The organism is Brevundimonas sp. SL130, from assembly GCF_026625805.1.
Lineage (GTDB): Bacteria > Pseudomonadota > Alphaproteobacteria > Caulobacterales > Caulobacteraceae > Brevundimonas.
Genome location: NZ_CP113064.1, coordinates 1 through 23,419 on the forward strand (window position 1 = coordinate 1; position 23,419 = coordinate 23,419).

Annotated in this window: 21 protein-coding genes and 2 pseudogenes; 5 read left to right on the forward strand and 18 right to left on the reverse strand. The window is 59.5% G+C overall.

Features of this window, described 5'->3' with window-relative positions; all coding sequences use genetic code 11:
• The 4 genes from rfbA (OU998_RS00005) to rfbC (OU998_RS00020) all read right to left on the reverse strand — a co-directional run.
• Window positions 1-800: glucose-1-phosphate thymidylyltransferase RfbA (rfbA, locus tag OU998_RS00005; protein WP_267514811.1), on the reverse strand; the 800-nt coding region annotated here is incomplete at its 3' end.
• Window positions 797-1,699 (reverse strand): dTDP-4-dehydrorhamnose reductase, encoded by a 903-nt coding sequence (gene rfbD, locus OU998_RS00010; protein WP_267514812.1) that lies wholly within the window; start codon window positions 1,697-1,699, stop codon window positions 797-799. The genes rfbA (OU998_RS00005) and rfbD (OU998_RS00010), both read right to left, overlap by 4 nt.
• Complete coding sequence (gene rfbB, locus OU998_RS00015; protein ID WP_267514813.1) at window positions 1,692-2,747, reverse strand: dTDP-glucose 4,6-dehydratase; 1,056 nt, start codon at window positions 2,745-2,747, stop codon at window positions 1,692-1,694. Before rfbB (OU998_RS00015) ends, rfbD (OU998_RS00010) begins: the two co-directional genes overlap by 8 nt.
• 26 nt (window positions 2,748-2,773) lie before the next feature.
• On the reverse strand, window positions 2,774-3,325 hold the full coding sequence (gene rfbC / locus OU998_RS00020) for a dTDP-4-dehydrorhamnose 3,5-epimerase (protein ID WP_267514814.1): 552 nt from the start codon (window positions 3,323-3,325) through the stop codon (window positions 2,774-2,776).
• Window positions 3,326-3,649: 324 nt separating this feature from the next.
• Here rfbC (OU998_RS00020) and OU998_RS00025 point away from each other — a divergent pair, with 324 nt between their 5' ends.
• Entirely contained in the window at window positions 3,650-4,609 is a 960-nt protein-coding gene (locus tag OU998_RS00025) for an IS5 family transposase (protein WP_267514815.1), read from the forward strand.
• A 73-nt stretch (window positions 4,610-4,682) separates the two neighbouring features.
• Here the strand turns inward: OU998_RS00025 and OU998_RS00030 are convergent, their stop codons facing one another.
• Window positions 4,683-4,835: a hypothetical protein gene (locus OU998_RS00030; protein WP_267514816.1), complete on the reverse strand. Its 153-nt coding sequence runs from the start codon at window positions 4,833-4,835 to the stop codon at window positions 4,683-4,685.
• 456 nt (window positions 4,836-5,291) lie between these two features.
• On the opposite strand from OU998_RS00030, the gene OU998_RS00035 reads away from it, so the two are divergent.
• Window positions 5,292-6,614, forward strand: a complete 1,323-nt coding sequence (locus OU998_RS00035) for a UDP-glucose dehydrogenase family protein (RefSeq protein ID WP_267514817.1) — start codon at window positions 5,292-5,294, stop codon at window positions 6,612-6,614.
• Window positions 6,615-6,642: 28 nt separating this feature from the next.
• Here OU998_RS00035 and OU998_RS00040 read toward each other — a convergent pair whose 3' ends face one another.
• From OU998_RS00040 to OU998_RS00055, 4 genes are read right to left on the reverse strand one after another with little or no spacing between them, the layout of a single operon-like run.
• The gene (locus OU998_RS00040; protein WP_267514818.1) at window positions 6,643-7,557 is read right to left on the reverse strand and encodes a glycosyltransferase family 2 protein; all 915 of its coding nucleotides are present in this window, start codon (window positions 7,555-7,557) and stop codon (window positions 6,643-6,645) included.
• Between the two features lie 16 nt (window positions 7,558-7,573).
• Window positions 7,574-8,662, reverse strand: coding sequence for a polysaccharide pyruvyl transferase family protein (locus OU998_RS00045; protein ID WP_267514819.1), 1,089 nt, complete (start codon window positions 8,660-8,662; stop codon window positions 7,574-7,576).
• The gene (locus OU998_RS00050; protein ID WP_324287970.1) at window positions 8,659-10,137 is read right to left on the reverse strand and encodes an oligosaccharide flippase family protein; all 1,479 of its coding nucleotides are present in this window, start codon (window positions 10,135-10,137) and stop codon (window positions 8,659-8,661) included. Before OU998_RS00050 ends, OU998_RS00045 begins: the two co-directional genes overlap by 4 nt.
• Window positions 10,138-10,155: 18 nt before the next feature.
• A complete protein-coding gene (locus tag OU998_RS00055; RefSeq protein WP_267514821.1) occupies window positions 10,156-11,013 on the reverse strand; it encodes a glycosyltransferase family 2 protein in 858 nt (285 codons plus the stop codon).
• 198 nt (window positions 11,014-11,211) lie between these two features.
• On the opposite strand from OU998_RS00055, the gene OU998_RS00060 reads away from it, so the two are divergent.
• Window positions 11,212-12,432, forward strand: a complete 1,221-nt coding sequence (locus OU998_RS00060) for a hypothetical protein (RefSeq protein ID WP_267514822.1) — start codon at window positions 11,212-11,214, stop codon at window positions 12,430-12,432.
• A complete protein-coding gene (locus OU998_RS00065; RefSeq protein ID WP_267514823.1) occupies window positions 12,416-13,468 on the forward strand; it encodes an acyltransferase family protein in 1,053 nt (350 codons plus the stop codon). The genes OU998_RS00060 and OU998_RS00065 overlap by 17 nt, the downstream gene beginning before the upstream one ends.
• A 2-nt stretch (window positions 13,469-13,470) precedes the next feature.
• Here OU998_RS00065 and OU998_RS00070 read toward each other — a convergent pair whose 3' ends face one another.
• The 6 genes from OU998_RS00070 to rfbC (OU998_RS00095) are packed head-to-tail and all read right to left on the reverse strand — an operon-like array spanning window position 13,471 to window position 18,814.
• Window positions 13,471-14,316, reverse strand: a complete 846-nt coding sequence (locus tag OU998_RS00070) for a glycosyltransferase family 2 protein (protein WP_267514824.1) — start codon at window positions 14,314-14,316, stop codon at window positions 13,471-13,473.
• Window positions 14,317-14,341: 25 nt separating this feature from the next.
• Complete coding sequence (locus OU998_RS00075; protein ID WP_267514825.1) at window positions 14,342-15,349, reverse strand: glycosyltransferase family 4 protein; 1,008 nt, start codon at window positions 15,347-15,349, stop codon at window positions 14,342-14,344.
• A 7-nt stretch (window positions 15,350-15,356) separates the two neighbouring features.
• Window positions 15,357-16,250 (reverse strand): glucose-1-phosphate thymidylyltransferase RfbA, encoded by an 894-nt coding sequence (gene rfbA / locus OU998_RS00080; RefSeq protein ID WP_267514826.1) that lies wholly within the window; start codon window positions 16,248-16,250, stop codon window positions 15,357-15,359.
• Window positions 16,247-17,149, reverse strand: a complete 903-nt coding sequence (rfbD, locus tag OU998_RS00085; protein ID WP_267514812.1) for a dTDP-4-dehydrorhamnose reductase — start codon at window positions 17,147-17,149, stop codon at window positions 16,247-16,249. Before rfbD (OU998_RS00085) ends, rfbA (OU998_RS00080) begins: the two co-directional genes overlap by 4 nt.
• Window positions 17,142-18,197, reverse strand: a complete 1,056-nt coding sequence (gene rfbB / locus OU998_RS00090; protein ID WP_267514813.1) for a dTDP-glucose 4,6-dehydratase — start codon at window positions 18,195-18,197, stop codon at window positions 17,142-17,144. The genes rfbD (OU998_RS00085) and rfbB (OU998_RS00090) overlap by 8 nt, the downstream gene beginning before the upstream one ends.
• Before the next feature lie 26 nt (window positions 18,198-18,223).
• Entirely contained in the window at window positions 18,224-18,814 is a 591-nt protein-coding gene (rfbC, locus tag OU998_RS00095) for a dTDP-4-dehydrorhamnose 3,5-epimerase (RefSeq protein ID WP_267514827.1), read from the reverse strand.
• A gap of 883 nt (window positions 18,815-19,697) precedes the next feature.
• Between rfbC (OU998_RS00095) and OU998_RS00100 the strand changes: the two genes are divergently transcribed.
• A protein-coding gene (locus OU998_RS00100) for an IS630 family transposase (RefSeq protein WP_267513427.1) occupies window positions 19,698-20,640 on the forward strand; the annotation gives its coding sequence in 2 pieces (ribosomal slippage) (window positions 19,698-20,033 and window positions 20,035-20,640; 942 coding nt in all).
• A gap of 162 nt (window positions 20,641-20,802) precedes the next feature.
• Here the strand turns inward: OU998_RS00100 and OU998_RS00105 are convergent.
• The 3 genes and pseudogenes from OU998_RS00105 to OU998_RS00115 form a co-directional block, all read right to left on the reverse strand.
• A pseudogene (locus tag OU998_RS00105) lies at window positions 20,803-21,960 on the reverse strand (IS3 family transposase).
• Window positions 21,961-22,034: 74 nt separating this feature from the next.
• Window positions 22,035-22,370, reverse strand: a pseudogene (locus OU998_RS00110) (IS5 family transposase); the annotation flags it as partial.
• A gap of 81 nt (window positions 22,371-22,451) precedes the next feature.
• Window positions 22,452-23,417 (reverse strand): IS481 family transposase, encoded by a 966-nt coding sequence (locus OU998_RS00115; protein ID WP_267514828.1) that lies wholly within the window; start codon window positions 23,415-23,417, stop codon window positions 22,452-22,454.
• Window positions 23,418-23,419 lie beyond the last annotated feature (2 nt).

Consider the following 23,419-nt stretch of genomic DNA (forward strand, 5'->3'; position numbering starts at 1 on the left):
TCGAGCTTGGCGGCATCGATGAAGCCCTTCTGGAAAGCCACCTCTTCAGGGCAGGCGATCTTGAAGCCCTGGCGCTTTTCGAGCACGCGCACGAACTCAGCCGCCTCGATCAGGCTGTCCGGTGTCCCGGTGTCCAGCCAGGCGTAGCCCCGGCCCATGATCTCGACCGACAGCTTGCCGCGCTCCAGATAGATGCGGTTGACGTCGGTGATCTCCAGTTCGCCGCGGGCGGAGGGCTTCAGGTCGCGAGCGATCTCCACGACGTCCTTGTCGTAGAAGTACAGGCCGGTGACGGCCCAGCTCGACTGGGGCTGGGCCGGCTTCTCCTCGATCGACAGGGCGCGCATGTCCTGGTCGAAGGCGACCACGCCGTACCGTTCCGGATCATTGACGTGATAGGCGAACACCGTCGCCCCCTCGGGCCGGCTCATGGCGCTGGTGAACAGGTCGGTGATGCCGTGGCCGTAGTAGATGTTGTCGCCCAGGATCAGGGCCGACGGATTGTCGCCCACGAAGTCCGCGCCGATGACGTAGGCCTGGGCCAGGCCGTCGGGGCTGGGCTGGACCGCGTACTGGATCTCCATGCCCCACTGCGAACCGTCGCCCAGCAGGGCCTGGAAGCTGGGCACATCGCGCGGGGTGGAGATGATCAGCACCTCACGGATGCCGGCCAGCATCAGGGTCGACAGCGGATAATAGATCATCGGCTTGTCGTAGACCGGCATCAGCTGCTTCGAAGTGACCAGGGTCATCGGATGCAGGCGGGTGCCCGATCCTCCGGCCAGGATGATGCCCTTCATGGGTGGGTCCTTTCGGCGTGGAGTTCGTGGACGATCTCGGCGACGGCGGCCTGCCAGGGGCGGGGCGCAATCCCGTAGTCTCGGGTCAATTTCTCGGTCGACAGGCGTGAGTTCGACGGGCGCTTGGCCGGGGTCGGGTACTGGGACGCGGGGATGGCCTCGACCGAGGCGGACGGACCACCTGCGGCGGCGCTGAGGGCGAAGATCTCGCTCGCCAGTCCGGCCCAGGTGGTCTCGCCGGCGTTGACGAACTGATAGACGCCGGTCGGGGCGTCCGCGTCGGCGATCATCTTGAGCGTGATGGTCTTGAGCGTTTGGGCGATGTCGCGCGCCGAGGTCGGGCAGCCGTGCTGGTCGCCCACCACCCGCAGGGCCGGCCGGTCGGCGGCGAGCCGCAGCATGGTCTTGAGGAAGTTGGCGCGGTGGACGCTCAGCACCCAGGCCGTCCTCAGCACGACCGAGCGCGGATTGCCGGCGCGCACCGCCAGTTCGCCCGCCAGTTTGGAGGCGCCATAGACGCCTAGCGGCCCGACCGGATCGGTCTCGACATAGAAACCGTCCTTGGACCCGTCGAACACATAGTCGGTCGAGACCTGGATCAGCGGGATGCCAGCTTCGCGCGTCGCGTCGGCCAGAACCGCCGGCCCCATGGCGTTGGCGGCGAAGGCGGCGGCGACCTCCGTCTCGGCCTTGTCCACCGCCGTATGGGCGCCGGAGTTGATCACGGCGGCGAAGGGGGTGGCGGCGAAGGCGGCCCGGACCGAGGCGGCGTCGCCCAGGTCCAGCTCGGCCCGCGTCGGGGCGTGCAACACGACGCCCTCGGGCCAGGCGGCGGCCTGGAGCTCCAGTCCCACCTGACCGGCCCCGCCCGTGATCAGGATGTGGACGGGATCAGCCATTGGCCACGCCCAGGCGCTGGGTCGAATAGCGGGCGTCCAGAATGTCCTGCCACCAGGACTGGTTCTCCAGATACCAGGTCACCGTCTGTTCAATGCCCTGTTCGAAGGTCACCGACGGGGTCCAGTCCAGGTCGGAACGGATCTTGGAGGCGTCGATGGCGTAGCGATGGTCGTGGCCCGGCCGGTCGGTCACATAGGTGATCTGGTCGGCGTAATGCCCCTCGGCCTTGGGCCGCAACCGGTCCAGGATCGAACAGATGGCGGTGACCACCTCAATGTTCTTCTTCTCGGCATTGCCCCCGACGTTGTAGGTCTCGCCGGGCGTGCCGGTCTCGAACACGGCCTGAAGCGCGCGGGCATGGTCGTCGACGAACAGCCAGTCGCGCACATTCGATCCGTCGCCATAGACCGGCAGGGGCTCGCCGTTCAGGGCCCGGATGATGATCAGCGGGATCAACTTTTCGGGGAAGTGATAAGGGCCGTAGTTGTTGGAGCAGTTGGTCACCAGCACCGGCAAGCCATAGGTATGGCCCCAGGCCCGCACCAGATGGTCCGACCCCGCCTTGGACGCCGAATAGGGCGAGCGGGGATCATAGGGGGTGGTCTCGGTGAAGAAGCCGTCCTCGCCCAGCGAGCCGAACACTTCGTCGGTCGAGATATGGTGGAAGCGGAAGTTTTCTTTGGCGACGTCATCCAGCCCGCGCCAGTAGCCCAGGGTCTGGTTCAGCATGACGAAGGTGCCGACCATATTGGTCTGGATGAACTCGCCCGGCCCGTCGATCGACCGATCGACATGGCTCTCAGCCGCCAGGTGGGCGACCACGTCAGGCTTGAACTCCCGCAGGGCCTTGGACACGGCCTCGGCGTCGCAGATGTCAGCCTGGACGAAGGAATAGCGGTTTCTGGAGGCCACCGGTTCAAGCGAGCTCAGCACGCCCGCATAGGTCAGCTTGTCATAGACCAGGACCTCATGGTCCGTATGCTCGATCAGCCGCCGCACCAGGGCCGAGCCGATGAAACCGGCGCCGCCGGTGACCAGGATACGCATCGGTTGTCTCTCAGTCAGGGTTCAGGTCAGAGCGTAGGCAGGGGTTCGAGCGGCCGGCCATCATACTCGAACGGGCTGTCGAATTCGGCCAGGGTCGGCAGGACCTTATCCTTGTCGGACAGGACCGCGCCAGTTTCCGGGAGGGGCCAGTCGATACCGATGGTGGAGTCGTTCCAGACGATGCCGCCGTCGCAGTCCGGGGCATAGACGTCGGTCACCTTGTAGGCGACCTCGACGTCCGGCTCGAGGGTGATGAAGGCGTGGGCGAAACCGACCGGCACGAACAACTGCTCGCCGCCCTCGGCGGTCAGCTTGGCCGCCACATGGTGGCCATAGGTCGGCGATCCCCGCCGGATATCCACCGCATAGTCCATGATCGATCCGCGCACGCACCGCACCAGCTTGGCCTGGGCATGCGGCGGCCGCTGATAGTGAAGCCCCCGGACCGTGCCCTCAAAGGCCGAGAATGACTGGTTGTCCTGCACAAACCGCGCGTCGATGCCCGCCGCCAGCGCAGAAGCCTCCGAATAGGTCTCCATGAACCAGCCACGCGCGTCGCCAAAACGGCGAGGACGCATTAGAATCGAAAGCGCAGCCAATTTGGTCCGTTCCCCTTGAACAACGATCTCATTTCTAGTCGTGAACTAGAGCGTCTAGCAAGGACCTCACGCCAGGCCAACCACTACAGGTTCATCGAGAAGCTGATGCCACAAACCCATGACAAACAGTTTCTTGATATGCTCCTGAGAATTTCCTCCAAGCGGAGCTAGCCTCAAGACTCATTGATATGAGGCATTGTATCTGAATTCAGGCTCCTGAGGCGTCTGGATATGAGCGACCCGTATTGGGACCGTTGCATTATTCGCGGATCGTGATTCCCTGTTCTCGACGGAGGGATTACGATGTCGGTGAAGCGGACGGGCCAGTTGGGATTTGGCGAGGTTGGGCTGGCTCGGCGTAGTGGCAGCGCGGCCCTGGAGCGGGTGTCGGCTCTGGTCGATTGGACCGGGTTCGAGCGAACGCTGGCGGGTCTTCGCGAGGAGGGGCCGGGCCGACCCGGCTATCGGCCTCTGCTGTTGTTCAAGGCCCTGCTTCTTCAGGCCTGGTATGGGCTGTCGGACGCCGAGCTGGAGTTCCGGCTGGGCGACAGCCTGGCGTTCGGGCGGTTCGTCGGGCTGAGCCTGGAGGACGAGGTTCCCGACCACACGACCCTGTGCCGGTTCCGTAACCGGCTGGTGCGGGATCGGCTGCTGGAGCGTCTGTTCGCAGAGCTGGATGGTCAGTTGGAGGGTGCGGGCGTGGTCCTCAAGCAGGGCACGATGCTGGACGCCACCCTGATCGAGACGCAGGCCGCAGGACGGCGCGGCCCCGGCGAGGCCAGGGTCGATCCCGACGCCGCCTACGCCCGCCGCTCTGGCAAGCCGGGCTCGACCCACGGCTACAAGGCCCACGTCGGCGTCGATCAGGGCTCGGGCCTGATCCGGTCGATCCTGACCACTCCGGCCAACGTCAACGACACCACTCCCGCCGACGCTCTGGTCCGGGGCGATGAGAGGGCCGTGCTGGGCGATGCGGCCTATCACACCCATGCTCGGCAGGCCGCGCTCAAGGCTCAGGGCATCAAGCCGCGCCTGATGCGACGGCCCAACAAACATCCCCCGACACTGCCGCCCCGTCTGGCCCGGCTCAACCGCCTGATCGCTCGCCGGCGCGCCGCCGTGGAGACCACCTTCGCCACCTGGAAGCGCCGCATGGGCCTGACCGGCATCCGCTACATCGGCCTGACCAAGGCGTCCGGCCAGATGCTGATGGTCGCCATGGCCTTTAATCTGCGCCGCTGGGCCGCCCTGCAACCCGCCTGACCAAGCCCGGAATCCGTCCAAAACCCGCCGAGCCGACCCGAAACAACCCAATCTCACCAGCATGAGCGCTGCCTTATCGCGCCAAGCCAAAAGCGGGACCGTAACGCAATGGTCCCGAAACGGCGTAGAGGTGCATCTCGCCAGCGACGTGCGAAAACAGCGCGAACGTCACGCCGATAAAGCGAAGACAGTCCAGCATGTAGATGCGTGACAGCGCAGTGTTCATGTCTATATCCCCTCGATTTTTGACGTAGCAGATGCGGAGCTAAAAGCTACATCAGAGATCGGCGCCCCATCGCCTCCCATTATCTGTGCCACATGATAGGCGATGTAGGCGGGCGTTTGACACACGCGGGCATGGCTTGATGAGGATAAAGCCGCGAACTCGGGGCGCTGCTGGATTAATGCTCCGCAGCAGAGACCACGGTGACCCAGGCTCACATTCCGTCTCAGAACACCACCTTCGGCGGTCGAGCGAACCTTGTAGATTTCAGCCTCGCATGGTGCACAAGCAGACTCATTACGCCGGACCAAATCCCGCCCCCAATTCGCAGGCCGGGAACCTTCTGATTCAGCCTTGTCGCCTCATGATTGAAAGAAGCGAGCCTTCCCACATTCACGACCATTGCCATGCTGCGTCGCAACAAGATATGACACAGTCTAGCCACCTGGGGACTTTTAAATGCGCGTAGCGATGATCGGAACCGGCTATGTCGGCTTGGTGTCTGGCGCCTGTTTCGCCGACTTCGGCCATATGGTCACCTGCATCGACAAAGATCCGTCGAAGATCGAGCGGCTGGAGAAGGGTGAGATCCCGATCTTCGAACCTGGCCTGGACGATCTGGTCGCGACCAACGTAAAGGAAGGCCGCCTATTCTTCACGCTCGAGGGCGCCGAAGCGATCCGTAACGCCGACGCCGTCTTCATCGCCGTCGGCACGCCGACCCGTCGTGGCGACGGTCATGCGGACCTCTCCTACGTCTATGCGGCGGCCGAAGAAATCGCCGGTCTCATCGAAGGCTTCACCGTGGTGGTGACAAAGTCCACCGTGCCCGTCGGCACCGGCGACGAGGTCGAGGCCATCATTCGCAAAGCCAATCCGAACGCCGACTTCGCCGTCGTTTCCAATCCCGAATTCCTGCGCGAAGGCGCGGCCATCGGCGACTTCAAACGCCCTGACCGGGTGGTGATCGGCGTAAACGATGTCGACGGCGATGCCGGTTCGCGCGCCAAGGCGGTCATGAGCGAACTCTATCGTCCGCTGAACCTGAACGAGAGCCCGCTTCAGTTCGTTGGCCGCCGCACCTCGGAACTGATCAAATACGCCGCCAACGCCTTCCTGGCGATGAAGATCACCTTCATCAACGAGATGGCGGACTTGTGCGAAGCCGTCGGCGCTGACGTGCAGCAGGTCGCGCGCGGCATCGGCCTGGACAAGCGGATCGGGTCCAAGTTCCTGCACGCCGGCCCCGGCTACGGGGGCTCCTGCTTCCCCAAGGACACCATCGCCCTGGTCCGCACAGCTCAGCAGTACAAGTCGCCCGTGCGCCTGATCGAGACCACGGTCGAGGTCAACGACGCGCGCAAGAAGGCCATGGCCGGGCGAGTCGAGACCGCCTTGGGCGAGAGCGTCGCCGGCAAGACCGTCGCCCTGCTGGGCCTGACCTTCAAGCCCAATACCGACGACATGCGCGACGCCCCCTCGCTGGACATCGCCCTCGCCCTTATCGCCGCTGGCGCAAAAGTTCAGGCCTTCGATCCGGAAGGCATGCACGAGGCGGCAAAACTGCTGCCTGGCGTGGAGATGAAGGCCAACGCCTATGAGGCCGTGACGGGCGCGGACGCCGCGGTCATCATCACCGAGTGGGATCAGTTCCGCGCGCTGGATCTGGATCGGGTCAAGGCGGCAATGAACCAAGCCGTGCTGATCGACCTCAGAAACGTGTACCGCGACCACGAAATGGCGCGACGCGGGTTCAAATATTCCGGTATCGGCCGGGGATAATCTGGAGGTTCACCCCTCCAGATTTCTTTCAGGCTCGCCGAAATTTCCGGATAACCCGCTTTAGGGGCTGAGTGACGGGCGGCGGAAGCAGTTCGAGGCTCGCACGAAGCAGGCGCCGAGGCTCGACGACACCGTTTCCTATCGCCTTCAGGATAAGGCCGGCCGCACCCCAAAAATCACGGCCCGCGATTCTAGGAACAATTACGTCGAGGCCGATAATCGAACGGTGGCGCGCGGTCAGAATATCCCCAGCCCAATCCATCCAGTCCAAAGTCGCGCTGACATTGGCATTTCGCGAGACACTCTCGCTGTCCGACATACGGTACAGTACAAGCGGAAGGTCAATATAGACGAAATGCATACCTTCCCGCTCGGCCCGCAAGACAAAATCCCAATCCTGGTGCCGCCGAAGTCGTTCGTCGAATAGGATCGAGACGGCAGTCTGTTTGTACATATACAGAGAGGAGGTCTGCACCGCCTGTCCCTCCGCAATCATATAATCGGCCAGAGGCTCTCCATTCCTAAGAGGGCGAAGGTTCCAGTACGGACGCCCCGCGTCGCCTCCGAAAAACTCCAAGTTTGAGTAGCAGATCGCATCCCGTGCATTCTCTATCGCCCGTGACTGAAGCTCCAGTTTGTCGGCGCGCCATAGATCATCCGAGTCCAGAAGGGCGACCCAGTCCCCCTTAGCAGCAAGGATCCCGGCATTCCGAGCCGCTCCGCCCCCCATGTTTTTCGGCTGTGATATCAGCACCACGCGTGAATCACTGTAGGCTCGCACACGTTCGACAGTAGCATCGGTCGAACAATCGTCGACAACAATGACTTCTATGGGCGCAAGAGTTTGATCAAGCGCCGTCTTGATGGCGTCAACGATTGTGTCCTGCCGGTTAAAAGTCGGAATGACGACTGAAATTCTAGCATCCACAACTCGGCCCTTCATTTAAGTAATATAACACTCAGAGATCAAGAAGAAGTCTGTCTACCGATTCGATCTCTTTTCGAGCGCGTTTCACCGCAGCCTCCAACTCCGCCCCACGGTTCACATTATTGTGGCAAAGCGCGGCGATCTCGACGCTGGAAAGACCGGACACCTGAATGCTGACGTCAGCATAATTCACGGCATCCATGTGCCTACCAATCTTGCTCTCGCTATGTTCGCTTATGCACAAGGGTGGTGCGCCTTCTGTCATGGCGACGATGAGCACATGCAATCTGTCACTCAAAACCAATGCTGTCTGGCGATAGATTTCTCGCAGATTGTTCTCATGCCGGCGGGGATTTTGCCCGTCCCAAGGCAGCTGATCCGCTCCCAGAGCATCCGCAAGCCAGTCCGAACGGGGCTGGTCGCGAACCACTTGGGTAACGACATAGGGCTTCAAGCCCGCAGCGGCGCAGAACATCTTAACGCCGTCGATCCACTCCGCCGAAGGCAGGGGGCGATCCACTCTCTGCGATATCACGAACAGGTTGCGCGCATCATTCGCTGTCATAGCGACCCGCTCGGGACCAATGTCGGCAAATCCCCAGTCCGGCATTACGGACCCAATGCCGAAAGTGTCGCGAGAAATCGGATCACGCCACCTCACGGGCTCGTGGAACATCAGCGTCGTGCGGAAGGCCAAGTTATAGATCAGCCCCCACACACCGGAGTGAGGCGACCGAATGCCCGTTCCAAATCTAACGACCCTACCTTTCCTGCGACGAACTCCGAAAAGATTTGGCATAAGCAATATCTGTTGTTTCACGAGACCCGGAGTCAGATCAACTTCTCCAGGATTGTCGGCGACAAGCACGCGTCCACGCCGACTTGCCACGTCAAGCGCCGCTCTCCAATCTTCGAGGCCCGTATAGACCACATCGGACGCGCCAAGCATGAGCCCCTCGACAAAACCGGGGGAATTCTCACCTAGCAAAACATTGATTGGTCCAAGCGGGCGCAAGGCGTCGAGAAATCTACGACGCAAAACAATGTCGCCTATATTGTCATCCTGACCACTAGAAACAGCGAATACTGCTGAAAAACTTTGCTCGGACGAAGACATCATAGAGTGCAAATCTTCCTAAGAAAAAACTTAGCCTTTTTGAATTGACCAGGGAAAGCTACTGGAAACTCGAGGACAAAATATATCATCGCTGCAACCAGGGACATTATAAACGTCTCGACCCAAGTCGCGCGCGGAAAAATCATGCGCCCGACAAACCATACGGCCACTATAGGAATCTGCATGAGCAGAAGGCGCGCAACCGCCTTTATCGCAGCCCCCCACACATTTCCGATGAGCCGATCCAGCAGAACCTGGCGCACAACATTGTTGATCAACCTGGTCACAGCGGTGGCGATCGCCACACCGACAAGCCCCCCCATTGTCGCTCCCAAGATCATCCCCGGAATCAGGAGAGCAAAGATCGACCCTGCGAGAAGAGCAAGGTCCACACCTGGACGGCCGAGCGCCTTATAGAGCGTCGACGTGTTTCCACCCGCAGCCAGCACCATGGCTGAAAGCGCCAGCCATTGCATAACGGCACCCATTTCACTCCACTCCGGACCAATGAAATGAACGGCCAGTTGGGGACCAAAACAGATCAAGGCCGTCATGACTGGAAAAATTATACGACAGTTCCAAACAAGCGCAGAGATCAATGCCTGCCTTAAATATGACAAATCATACTTATTTATAGAATAGTGAACAAATGTAACCCTGTTTGTTATTGACGTAAGAGCCTGTCTAATAGTGTCCGTCACGTAAACGGCAAGCGAATACAGGCCTGCGTCGCCCGCTCCGATCAAACGCCCCACGATAAAGACGCCGGAGTTGGCGCTCAGCGCGATGATGAGATCATTCGCCAAGACGAAACTACTGAAGCCGAAAATTTCCTTCAAATGAGCTCGCTCGAGCGCCAGCCGAAACGACCATCCCGCCGTCATGGTCAACCCGACCGCGACGATAAGCGCAGAAACCACCGCCTGACAGACGACGACCCATGGCCCCGGATGAATCAACAAAACGACCAGCGCCGCCAGGACCGCCGTCACGGCGCATACGATCTTATTGATCGCCACGGCACGGAAACGGCGTGCACGAAACAACATCGCGGACGAGACGGTCGTAAAGGCGGATGGCAGAAGATTGACCGCCAGCACCATCAACAGGGGGGCCAAAGCCGGCTCATTATAGAATCGCGCCGCCAGCGGGGCCACCACAAAGGCTGTCACAGCAGCCATACAGACGGAGATGATCAGCGATGCGGTAAAGGTCGTATTGACCAGCTTGGGCGTCACCCGCGCTTCGTCCTTCTGGATAAGCGTCGCTGTAAGTCCGAAATCACTGGCCACCTGCAACACCGCGATCACAGACAGAGCAATAGCGGCCACACCGAAATCATGCGGAGCCAGAACACGCGCAATGACCAGGCGAAACGCGAACGCGAGCCCTGCCGATAGGAAGATGTCCAGAGCCGTCCATATGGCATCTCGCCTGATCGACACGGCTACCCTTTCTGTCGTCGCTGCACTTTTCACCAAGCCCGTTGAACGGATTTAAAGCGGGTCCATGAAACCGCGTAGACGGTTCACGGCCGTAATCGTTCTATACTTCGCCAACGGAAGCTGCCCCTTCAACATGGCAACTCCAATGCCGACAGCCGGTCTCGCGACCATGTAGCCGACAAACCAGGGCGGAAAGCGATGAAGACGCAGCACGCGCCCGACCCCGCGGTTATACTTCCGCCCCCGCGAGTAGGCGCCCTCGTCATAAACGGCCAGGGGCTCGGGATGAAACACGCGGAATGTCGGATCGTATACAGCACGAGCACCGGTCGCGAGAGCCCGCAGAAGAAGATCGGTCTCCTCGCCAGCCCCCCAGGGCGTCGATCCGCCGACCCCCAGGGTTTCGTCAAATCCGCCCAAAGGCTTGAACACGCTTGTGCGGTAGTAGGTCGTGTAGCTGGTCTGTGACGTCCAGACGCTTCGCTTGTCGACAACCACCCGCTCCGTCCCCCACCGTCCCTGCGACGGCACGCCGGCTTCGGACATGCTGGCGCCGGTGAATACGCCGAGGTCCGCGTCCTTCTCGAACTCGGCGACGGCCCGCGCGATAGTGTCGTCAGGGTACCAGCAATCGTCATCAGGGAAGGCGACGATATCGCCGCTGATCAGATCGTGGACCACGTTGCGCGCGCACGAAAGCCCTCTCGCCTCCCGGTGGAAATAGGTGAGCGGCAAGCGGGTCGCATAGCGCTCGACCACGTCGCGTGTCAGGTCGTCTCGGCTTTGATCGACAACGAAGATCTGGTCCGCGCGAACGGTCTGGCGTTCGAGCGTCTGAAAAAGATGTTCCAGTTGAGTCGGCCTATTCATCGTCGCAACGACGAGGGATATGCTAAGTTTTTTCATCATCACTCGGAAATCAAGCCTCCCCACAACTTCGACATGCGCTTATCGTGCCTTGACTAGGGCTCACACTCTAGAAAATCCTCCGGACATTATGTGCCTAAAGGAGCATGTACACAAACGATCTACGAACGGCCTACGAACGATCTTGCACTCAGCCGGAGCCTCGCATAGCATTTAAACGCTCCCACTCAGGAACCACCCATGCCACATTATCAACTGGTGTCGAGCGTGCACGCACTACCCCCCGCTCAAAAATATTCATCATCGTTTGCGTGGGTCCACCTTCTATTTCTATTCGGACTGATCTGCGCTTCCCTTCAGTTCGTTCAGATCGGCCCGGCCAAACCAATTCAAATTTGGCTCATATGCGCGATCAGCGCCTTAGCTTTCTCGAAAAAAATTTCAGTCTCCCTCAGTGAGGCTTATGCATTTGCGATATTTTTCCTAGTGTCCTCCGCCGCAACGTTTTTCCAAGACTTTGGAAGAATCAAAGAAACCGATCAATTAGTAAAATTTCTCTTCATATATCCAGGATTTTACGTCGTTGGGAAAAGCCTCGGAAAGATTTACTACAATAAAAACCTCCCTTATGGATTTCTGTTTCTATTTATATTTCTCGGAATTCAATTCGTCATACAACAGGTTCAGCCACCTATAATATATCAGACATTGAGTTTTGGCCAAGGAGCCCTACACGGTACATTTAGGGAGAGAAACTGGATATCTGTATTCTTTTTTGGCTTCAGCTACATTCTTTGGATTAAAAATAAAAGCACTAGTAACACAGCGTTATTTATAGCCCTGACTATTTCGGTCACTCTTTTGTCAGGATCGAAATCAATGATGGTGGCCGCCGGAATTGCATTCTTAGCTCACGCGAAGCTTCCCGTTTGGGCGAGGTCAGCAGTCATAATCGTCGGAATCATGCTGTACATTTATTTGTTTTCCGATTCCCTATCAGGAGATAAGCTTGAAGTTCGACTTAAAACAGAACGAGGTTTAGCCTATGAGCAATCTATACTATTAATTTCGGACAACATATTGGGATATGGTTTCGGTTTTGTTGAGTATCATTTCTCAAATATATCCACAATCATACGAGGATTGGGGTTAGGCACGAACTCTGTATTTTCATCACCTATTGATCTTATGATTATAGCTGGATTTACGGGGCTTGCCTTTTGGATGGTATTTTTCCTCGGCATCGGCTTGGGATCAACAAAGTGGGTCGCCCCTGTTGCGGCCTGGTCTGTGATTAATCCACTACATCAATCGGAAACTGTATACTTGCTGCTAGGCATCCTTACGGCACTCTCATTGGCAGAAAGAAATCAAGCCAAGCGAGCTAAGGCCAAGAAAATGTCCTTGCGACGCCCCATCGCTCCTATCAGCGGCCAAACAAAAAATGACAACCATACCTAAAAAAACAAACCTCACAGCTATAAAGACAATACTAGCCATTTTTGTCTTTACATCTCACGCGCACATTCTTGCCGGGATCGACTACTTGGATTTCTTGAACTCAATTGATATTGAAACAAGAGTTCAGAGTTTTTTTGTCATAAGCGGTTTTTTTGTTTTCCTAAGCTACGACAATCGGAAATCCGTAAAACAATTTTTACGCCGTCGCTTCGAGCGACTTTACCCGCCTTATGCGGTAGCAGTCATATTCTGCACGTTAATTGGCATTGCCTTCACAACTGCCCATAGAGATTTCCAGCTCTACCAGGACGCAGGAAAATACCTCATAGCAAACATAACGACATTAAATTTTATCCACCCGTCAATACTTGGCGCATTCGCAGATAACAAAATATCTGCGATAAATGGCGCACTATGGACGATGAAGATAGAATTTATGTTCTACCTTTCAGTACCCTTGATATATTTAATGGGAAAAAAAATTGGTCACATTCGCTCCCTTGTATTACTCTTAATTGCATCCGCAATTTACGCGTACATATGTTCGTACTTATATATCTCTACAGAAAATGAATTATTCACGCTGCTTCGAAGACAATTACCTGGGCAAATTCAATTTTTCGCGGCCGGCGCGATTCTATACAGACTAATGATAGGCGAAAATTTTGAATACGTGAAAGGCGATATTGCGTTAATAATCGTTGCATCAGTATGCACCATAGTGACATTAAATAAACTCCCGGTGATTTACCCCATATCTCTATCGATAGCAGTTGTTGGGCTTATTTTTTCAAAATCGCTCGGGTCATGGAATAAGTTTGGCGACCTATCCTTCGGAATATACCTATACCACTTCCCAATCATACAGTCGTTTGTACAATTTGGGTGGTTTGAAAAAAATCCAACTATAGGACTAGCGGCAGCTGGTGCCTCTACATTGGCGGCAGCCCTTTTATCCTGCCACTTCGTTGAAAATTCGCCTTGGAAAATTATAAACCCGTCAAAGCAGAAGATGGGAAAAATAACGAACGCATAGCTTTACCACCCCCCTCTTCGTTGAGCATGGATCACTCGGTTTATTCCTGGCGGACGAAGGAAAGGCAGGGCGAACTTCTTCCTGAACCGCAAAAGACTGTGCATGTGCGCCCGTCCGGCCCGACTCAAAGGGCTTGCCGCGCTTGACCTTTGATGGTCGTGCACGAGCTGCGCGCCAGGGGCGCACACCACGCGATAACCTGCTCGCCAAACCCGGGCACACAGATCCACATCCTCCATATAGAGGAAATAGGCCTCATCCATGCCCCCAACCTCTTCGTAGACCGCGCGCGGGATCAAAAACCCCGTCCCCATGACCCACTCAGCATCGAACGGCTCGCTCGAAACCCACGCGCTACGCATCAGGTGCCGATCAACCACCCTGGTGAACGGCCACACAGTTCCAACACCCAATCGTCGAGCCACGATATCAAGCACGCTGTAGAAACGGCGCGAAGAATACTGACGAGTATGATCGGGATAAACCAAATCCAATCCTAAAAGCCCAATCTTTGGATCTGCTTCAATGAGCGCCAAAGCGGGGGTGACGCTGTCCATCTCGAAATAAGTGTCGGGGTTCAAAATCAATAGGACGTCGCCGTCGCTCTCTCGAACTCCAATGTTCACCCCCGCCCCAAAGCCCGCATTAGTGTCAGAAGCGACAAGCGATATATTCGGCAGAGCCTGAGAAATCACAGCAACTGAGTCGTCGGGGCTAAGGTTATCGACCACGGTGATTTGCTGAGACGTAGCGATGCCATGCTGAATAATTGATTCAACACAACGGATCGTCAGATCCGCCGTACGGTAGTTGACGATGACGACGCCTAATTGCTTATCGCGGCTCATGTCGCCCGCCTCGGTTGAATCCACATCATGACTTGACCCCGCTGACGATATTCCACACATCCGCCGCGCTCCGATTCCAATCGAAATCTTCAAGCCTCTTAAGGCCAGCGACCGACAATCGCCCCCTCAACTCCGTATCTGTCACAATCCGATCCAGTCCATGTGCGATCGCTTCGACATTGAGTGGATCCACCAAAACCGCCGCCTCTCCTGCTACTTCCGGCATGGCGGATACGTTGGACGTGAGCACCGGCGTTTCCGACGCCATCCCCTCTATGATGGGAAGCCCGAACCCTTCGTATAGAGACACATAGGCTATCGCTTCCGCCGCTCGATACAAAGCCGGCACATCGGCCTGCTCAATGAAACCGAGTGCATGGACTTTGTCTGCGACCCCCAGTTCTAGCGCCAAGGCGTCCACTTCGGGGTTGGGACGCCCCGTCATCGCGAGGTGAACACCCATATTGGGCAGAGCGGAGATCGCGTACGCCCTGATCAAGCGCTGCAAATTCTTGTATGATCTATGGTTACCCGGATAGAGAACAAACGGATAACCGAGATCCAACGCCCTTCTATTTGCTGCAAACGCTGGATCCGAGCCGTTGTGTACCGTGTGAACGAGAGATGGATCCATCCCAGACCATTCGAGAAACTCACAACGCGTGAATTCAGACACACAGATAACGGCCTTCATACGCTTATACAGCGGACGAAATACCGTTTGATAATATAACTTCTTGGCAGGTCCATAATAGTGCAGATGTGTCAAATCGTGAACGGTCACAACCGATGGAATATTACACCATGCCGGCGGAACAAAACCCGCACTCCAGAACACGTCGCCCGTATTTTGCTTAGCCGCAGCAACAGAGAGACGGATCGGAGATAATGGACTTCCGATAGAGCCTTGAATGTCTAGAGCGTAAATATCGACGTTGTTTGGTTTTCTGCTAACCACTGCGTCCATGACAAGACCAATACCGGTCGCCGCCGGCCAGCGCATATCCGAAACGACGGTTGTATGGTTCGACACGGTATGCCTACGGCCGCTGAGACGAGGGCGCGCACTGCCGGAGCACCACGTCTTTCAGATAAGCGCCATATGTGCTCTTTCCGAGCTTGGCCGCGAGTTCTTCGAGCTTGGCGGCATCGATGAAGCCCTTCTGGAAAGCCACCTCTTCAGGGCAGGCGATCTTGAAGCCCTGGCGCTTTTCGAGCACGCGCACGAACTCAGCCGCCTCGATCAGGCTGTCCGGTGTCCCGGTGTCCAACCAGGCGTAGCCCCGGCCCATGATCTCAACCGACAGCTTGCCGCGCTCCAGGTAGATGCGGTTGACGTCGGTGATCTCCAGCTCGCCGCGGGCCGACGGCTTCAGGTCGCGAGCGATTTCGACCACGTCCTTGTCGTAGAAGTACAGGCCCGTAACGGCCCAGTTCGACTGGGGCTGGGCCGGCTTCTCCTCGATCGACAGGGCGCGCATGTCCTGGCCGAAGGCGACCACGCCGTACCGTTCCGGATCGTTGACATGATAGGCGAAGACCGTCGCCCCCTCGGGCCGGCTCATGGCCGAGGTGAAAAGAGCGGTGATGCCGTGGCCGTAGTAGATGTTGTCGCCCAGGATCAGGGCCGACGGATTGTCGCCCACGAAGTCCGCGCCGATGACGTAGGCCTGGGCCAGGCCGTCGGGGCTGGGCTGGACCGCGTACTGGATCTCCATGCCCCACTGCGAACCGTCGCCCAGCAGGGCCTGGAAGCTGGGCACATCGCGCGGGGTGGAGATGATCAGCACCTCACGGATGCCGGCCAGCATCAGGGTCGACAGCGGATAATAGATCATCGGCTTGTCGTAGACCGGCATCAGCTGCTTCGAAGTGACCAGGGTCATCGGATGCAGGCGGGTGCCCGATCCTCCGGCCAGGATGATGCCCTTCATGGGTGGGTCCTTTCGGCGTGGAGTTCGTGGACGATCTCGGCGACGGCGGCCTGCCAGGGGCGGGGCGCAATCCCGTAGTCTCGGGTCAATTTCTCGGTCGACAGGCGTGAGTTCGACGGGCGCTTGGCCGGGGTCGGGTACTGGGACGCGGGGATGGCCTCGACCGAGGCGGACGGACCACCTGCGGCGGCGCTGAGGGCGAAGATCTCGCTCGCCAGTCCGGCCCAGGTGGTCTCGCCGGCGTTGACGAACTGATAGACGCCGGTCGGGGCGTCCGCGTCGGCGATCATCTTGAGCGTGATGGTCTTGAGCGTTTGGGCGATGTCGCGCGCCGAGGTCGGGCAGCCGTGCTGGTCGCCCACCACCCGCAGGGCCGGCCGGTCGGCGGCGAGCCGCAGCATGGTCTTGAGGAAGTTGGCGCGGTGGACGCTCAGCACCCAGGCCGTCCTCAGCACGACCGAGCGCGGATTGCCGGCGCGCACCGCCAGTTCGCCCGCCAGTTTGGAGGCGCCATAGACGCCTAGCGGCCCGACCGGATCGGTCTCGACATAGAAACCGTCCTTGGACCCGTCGAACACATAGTCGGTCGAGACCTGGATCAGCGGGATGCCAGCTTCGCGCGTCGCGTCGGCCAGAACCGCCGGCCCCATGGCGTTGGCGGCGAAGGCGGCGGCGACCTCCGTCTCGGCCTTGTCCACCGCCGTATGGGCGCCGGAGTTGATCACGGCGGCGAAGGGGGTGGCGGCGAAGGCGGCCCGGACCGAGGCGGCGTCGCCCAGGTCCAGCTCGGCCCGCGTCGGGGCGTGCAACACGACGCCCTCGGGCCAGGCGGCGGCCTGGAGCTCCAGTCCCACCTGACCGGCCCCGCCCGTGATCAGGATGTGGACGGGATCAGCCATTGGCCACGCCCAGGCGCTGGGTCGAATAGCGGGCGTCCAGAATGTCCTGCCACCAGGACTGGTTCTCCAGATACCAGGTCACCGTCTGTTCAATGCCCTGTTCGAAGGTCACCGACGGGGTCCAGTCCAGGTCGGAACGAATCTTGGAGGCGTCGATGGCGTAGCGATGGTCGTGGCCCGGCCGGTCGGTCACATAGGTGATCTGGTCGGCGTAATGCCCCTCGGCCTTGGGCCGCAACCGGTCCAGGATCGAACAGATGGCGGTGACCACCTCAATGTTCTTCTTCTCGGCATTGCCCCCGACGTTGTAGGTCTCGCCGGGCGTGCCGGTCTCGAACACGGCCTGAAGCGCGCGGGCATGGTCGTCGACGAACAGCCAGTCGCGCACATTCGATCCGTCGCCATAGACCGGCAGGGGCTCGCCGTTCAGGGCCCGGATGATGATCAGCGGGATCAACTTTTCGGGGAAGTGATAAGGGCCGTAGTTGTTGGAGCAGTTGGTCACCAGCACCGGCAAGCCATAGGTATGGCCCCAGGCCCGCACCAGATGGTCCGACCCCGCCTTGGACGCCGAATAGGGCGAGCGGGGATCATAGGGGGTGGTCTCGGTGAAGAAGCCGTCCTCGCCCAGCGAGCCGAACACTTCGTCGGTCGAGATATGGTGGAAGCGGAAGTTTTCTTTGGCGACGTCATCCAGCCCGCGCCAGTAGCCCAGGGTCTGGTTCAGCATGACGAAGGTGCCGACCATATTGGTCTGGATGAACTCGCCCGGCCCGTCGATCGACCGATCGACATGGCTCTCAGCCGCCAGGTGGGCGACCACGTCAGGCTTGAACTCCCGCAGGGCCTTGGACACGGCCTCGGCGTCGCAGATGTCAGCCTGGACGAAGGAATAGCGGTTTCTGGAGGCCACCGGTTCAAGCGAGCTCAGCACGCCCGCATAGGTCAGCTTGTCATAGACCAGGACCTCATGGTCCGTATGCTCGATCAGCCGCCGCACCAGGGCCGAGCCGATGAAACCGGCGCCGCCGGTGACCAGGATACGCATCGGTTGTCTCTCAGTCAGGGTTCAGGTCAGAGCGTAGGCAGGGGTTCGAGCGGCCGGCCATCATACTCGAACGGGCTGTCGAATTCGGCCAGGGTCGGCAGGACCTTATCCTTGTCGGACAGGACCGCGCCAGTTTCCGGGAGGGGCCAGTCGATACCGATGGTGGAGTCGTTCCAGACGATGCCGCCGTCGCAGTCCGGGGCATAGACGTCGGTCACCTTGTAGGCGACCTCGACGTCCGGCTCGAGGGTGATGAAGGCGTGGGCGAAACCGACCGGCACGAACAACTGCTCGCCGCCCTCGGCGGTCAGCTTGGCCGCCACATGGTGGCCATAGGTCGGCGATCCCCGCCGGATATCCACCGCATAGTCCATGATCGATCCGCGCACGCACCGCACCAGCTTGGCCTGGGCATGCGGCGGCCGCTGATAGTGAAGCCCCCGGACCGTGCCCTCAAAGGCCGAGAATGACTGGTTGTCCTGCACAAACCGCGCGTCGATGCCCGCCGCCAGCGCAGAAGCCTCCGAATAGGTCTCCATGAACCAGCCACGCGCGTCGCCAAAACGGCGAGGGCGGAGCAAGGTCACGCCGCAACCTCGGTCACCCGACACAATCATCTGAAAGCCCCCTGATGTCTTAGACACCGCGATCTGCATAGCACCGATCACGATTCATCCTCCAGCGTTTTGCTGCGCTGCACAAACAATCTCCAGGAGCGCCGAGTAAAATTCAGTTCAGCACGGCAGCGGCCGGATGGAACGAAGCGCCGTATCCATGATCGCGTCCCCCAGAACGGTTCGGTTAGAAGCAAACGGGGCAGAGTTTCCGCGATTGCTGATGATCGAGCGCTTTTCGCTGGCCCGCTTGGCGCATTCTGGGCGCCGCATGCGCGGTCCAGGACGTTATCCAGACCGTTTGGCCGCGCGCAGTGGACACATTTCGATCAGTGCCGGAGCATGGTGCCGAAATCCTAGAGACAGCATGCCCGAAATGGGCCGCAAGGCCCTCACGAAGCGGGGAGACGGTTGGCCGTAAGCCATGTGGCTCACGTCCTAGAGGCGACGCCCTTCCCTCCTTCGCCCCTCATCGTCGTTCCTTGATGAGGGGCGTTCAACTTGAGACGTGGTCGCGCCGACACGAACCAGCGGTTCGAAATGAGCCACATTCTCTCGGCCGAAAGGCCGCCCCGAGAGGCGTCGAGCGCCCTACCGCGTGCCGAATAAACCCAGATCGTTATGCTCGGAGCGCCTGGTCGGCGCGCTCTGTGAAACAGCCCTAAGGCTGGCACACACTACGCACACCTGCGATTTGCCGTAAGTCGTTGTTTCGCAAAGTGAAACATTCCCCCCTTGGGTGACTCGTCGCACACTTTTTGACTTAAATAATATTTTCAATAATTTAGGCTGGGTGACTAGAGCATGGCTCGCTTTGACGGAATCGGGATTCCCAAGTTTGCGGTGATCTGATTCAACATTCGTGCTGGATGGGAGGCCAGCCCGGATGACGGCTCCTTATTCGATGGATCTTCGTGAGCGAGCGTTGGCGCGTAAGGCGGAGGGCGAGACACACCGGGAGATCGCGGCGGCGCTTCGGATCAGTCCGTCTTGCGTGTCCAAGTGGACGAAGCGAGTTGGAGAGACAGGTTCGGTGGCGCCGGGCCAGGTCGGCGGCCACAAGCCTCGCACGCTATCAGGAGACTGCGCCGAATGGCTGCGCACCCGCATCGCCTCAGGGCCGTTCACGCTCAGAGGACTGACGGCCGAACTTGCCGCGCGCGGGATCAAGACCGGCCCGCGAGCGGTGTGGGTGTTCGTGCACGCTGAAGGACTGAGCTTCAAAAAAAACACTGCTGCCTGAGGAGCAGGCCCGGCCTGACGTCGCGCGCCGCCGCGCACGCTGGAAGGCGCATCAGGGGCGGATCGACCCGTCGCGACTGGTGTTCCTGGATGAGACCTGGGTCAAGACCAACATGGCGCCCTTGCGCGGCTGGGGGCCGAGGGGGCGACGCTTGAAGGGCCACTCGCCCTTCGGTCACTGGAAAACCCTGACCTTCATCGCCGCCCTGCGCCATGACCGGATCGACGCGCCCTGGGTTATCGATGGTCCGATCAACGGCGCGATCTTCCTCGTCTACATCGAGAAAATACTGGCGCCGACCCTGTCGCCTGGCGACGTCGTCGTCCTCGACAACCTCGGCAGTCACAAGGGCAAGGCCGCCCGCGCCGCTGTCAGGGCCAAGGGCGCACACATGATCTTCCTGCCCCCTTACTCCCCCGACCTGAACCCCATCGAACAGGTCTTCGCCAAGCTCAAACACCTCATGCGCAACGCCCAGCCCAGAACCTTTGAAGCCACATGGCGAAAGGCCGGAGAGATCATCAATCTCTTCAGCCCCGCCGAATGTGCGAACTACCTCGTCAACTCAGGATACGGTTCCGTGTGAAGGAAGCACGCTCTAGTCACACGCTCTTGGACAGTCCCCAAAAAAACTGACTGTGAACTTCTCGAATTTCCCCCACCTGACGTGACCCCCGTTTCTCATCCAGCGATAACGAGAGTCCTTTGGTGATCTGAACTGGGGTTTGTGGTGTTGGCAAGAGGCCGGTCAGCGCAGCCTCCAACCCGCGCAGCGGACCGGCCGATCTGTCCGTTGAGCGCATCTGCGTAAGCCTGCGGCGTAAGCCTGCGGCGTCAGCCATCCCAGCTTCGAGTGCGGCCGGGTTTCGTTGTAGTCGCGCCGCCAAGTTTCGAGCACCGAACGGGCGTGCGATAGTGATCGGAACAGCGTTTCGTTCAGCAGTTCGTCACGCAGGCGGCCGTTGAAGCTCTCGTTGAAGCCGTTCTGCTGAGGCTTGCCTGGCGCGATGTAATGCCAGCCGACGCCGGCCTCGTCCGCCCAGGCCAGAATGGCGTTGGACGTATATTCCGTGCCGTTGTGGCTGCGCCGACCTTCGGTTCGCTGGTGATCGTGTCCGGGCGTCCCCGCCGCAGGATGATGGCGTCCAACTCGCGCGCCACCCGTCGCCCTGACAGCGAGGTGTCGGCGACGAGCCCGAGGCATTCGCGGGTGCAGTTGTCGATCACCGTCAGGATGCGGAAGCGCCGCCCATCGGTCATCTGATCGGAGACGAAGTCCAGCGACCAGCGCTGGTTGGCGACCAGGGGAATCTCCAGTGGACGCCGGGCGCCCATGGCGCGTTTGCGCCCGCCGCGCCGGCGCACCGTCAGCTTCTCCTCGCGATAGATCCGCTGGACCCGCTTCTTGTTGACCGCATGCCCCTCGCGCCGAAGCAGGACGTGCAGGCGACGATAACCGAACCGCCGACGCTCCTGAGCCAGAGCCTTCAGCCGATCGCGCAGGACGCCGTCGTCGTCCGGGCGTGTCGCCTGGTAGCGCACGCTCGTCCGATCCACGCCCAGCACCCGGCAGGCCCGCCGCTCGCTCATCTCGTAGGCCGACTGCAGGTGCGCCGCCGCCTCTCGATGCGCAGCGGGCGTCACCACTTTTTCCCAGCAGATCCTTCAGCGCGACGTTGTCCAGCATCGAGTCCGCCAGCATACGCTTCAGCTTGGCGTTCTCCTCTTCCAGCGCCTTCAGACGCCGGGCCTCCGACACGTCCATGCCGCCATACTTGGCTTTCCACTTGTAGAAGGTCGGCGAGCTCAGCCCGTGCTTCCTGCACAGATCCGCCACCGGAACACCGGCCTCCTGCTCGCGCAGGATCCCGATGATCTGTTCTTCCGTGAACCGTGATCTCTTCATTCTGTCCGTCCTCTCGAGGGGCGGACTCTAGCTATTCCTGGAGGAGTTTCAGGGGGTCACGTCACCGCCCAGAGGCCCCGGCCGGTCGTCGCCTGCTGGTGAGCTCGCACCAGGGTCGAGTCCAACATCAGATACTGGTTGTCCCGATCCTCGACGAGATCGGCGAAGACCTTCTCCCACACCCCCGCCGCCGCCCATCGGCTGAAGCGTTTGTGCGCCGTCTTCCATTTGCCGTAGCGCTCAGGGAGGTCCTGCCAGTGGGCGCCGGACCGCAGCACCCAGAGCACCCAGAGCACCCCGTTCACGAACAGCCGGTTGTCGGACCCCGTCCGACCGGGATCCGACGCCTTGCCCGGCAGCAAAGGCGCGATCCGGGACCACTGCGCCTCATCCAGTTCGTAACGCTTCACGCCCATCACAGACCTCCGCCAAAGCGGAGACCTATGAATCACGCATCAGGCAGCGTGTGAATCCCTGAATGTCGATTGGACCTAGGTGTTTGGTCCCAGGCTTTGATGGATCGGATTGATCCTGAATCGGTCGGGCTCTTTTGTCCAGATTTTGCAGATGAACTCGAAGGGCGTGAGGCCCTTGAGGGTCTTGAGGCGTCGGCCGTAGTTGTAGGCGTCGATGAAGAGGTTGAGGTGGGCTTCGAGTTGCTGGTGGCTGTCGTAGTGGTAGCGTTTGACGGTGGCTTCCTTGATGGTCCGGTTCATCCGTTCGACCTGACCGTTGGTCCAGGGATGCTTCACTTTCGTGAGCCGGTGCTCGATGCCGTGTTCTTGGCAGCGCATGTCGAACATGTGCGTCATGAAGCGTGCGGTCGGACCTTCAGCGTAGCGCGGCGGGAAGGTGAACTGGATGCCGTTGTCGGTCAGCACCGTGTGGATCTTGTACGGGATCGCCTCGATCACCCTTTCCAGGAATGCGGACGCCGAAGTTCTCCCGGTCTTGCTGACCAGTTGAACGACGGTGAATTTGCTCGTGCGATCAATGGCGACATAGAGGTAGAGCTTGCCTTCGGCGGTTTGCACCTCGGCAATGTCGATGTGGACGTAGCCGATCGGATAGGCCTTGAACTTCTTCTTGGCGGGCGTGTCGCCCTCCACTTCCGGCAGCCTGGATATGCCGTGACGGGCCAGGCAGCGATGCAGTGAAGACCGTGTCAGATGCGGGATCGTGGCCTGCAATGCATAGAGGCAGTCGTCCAGCGGCAGCAGCGTATGCCGGCGAAAGGCGACGATGATCGCCTCGTCCTCGAGCGACAGCACGGTCGATCTGGGCGCGGTCGGCCCCGTCGGCAAGTCGGCGACCGAGGTCCGATTCTTCCACTTGGCGACGGTCTTCTGGTTGATCCCATGGCGCTTGGCCAGAGCCCTCAGGCTCTCTTGACTATGCTGTATCGCTCGACGGACTGCCTCTGTCGTGCGGGCGCTTGCGTGGAGTACCTGGCCCATAG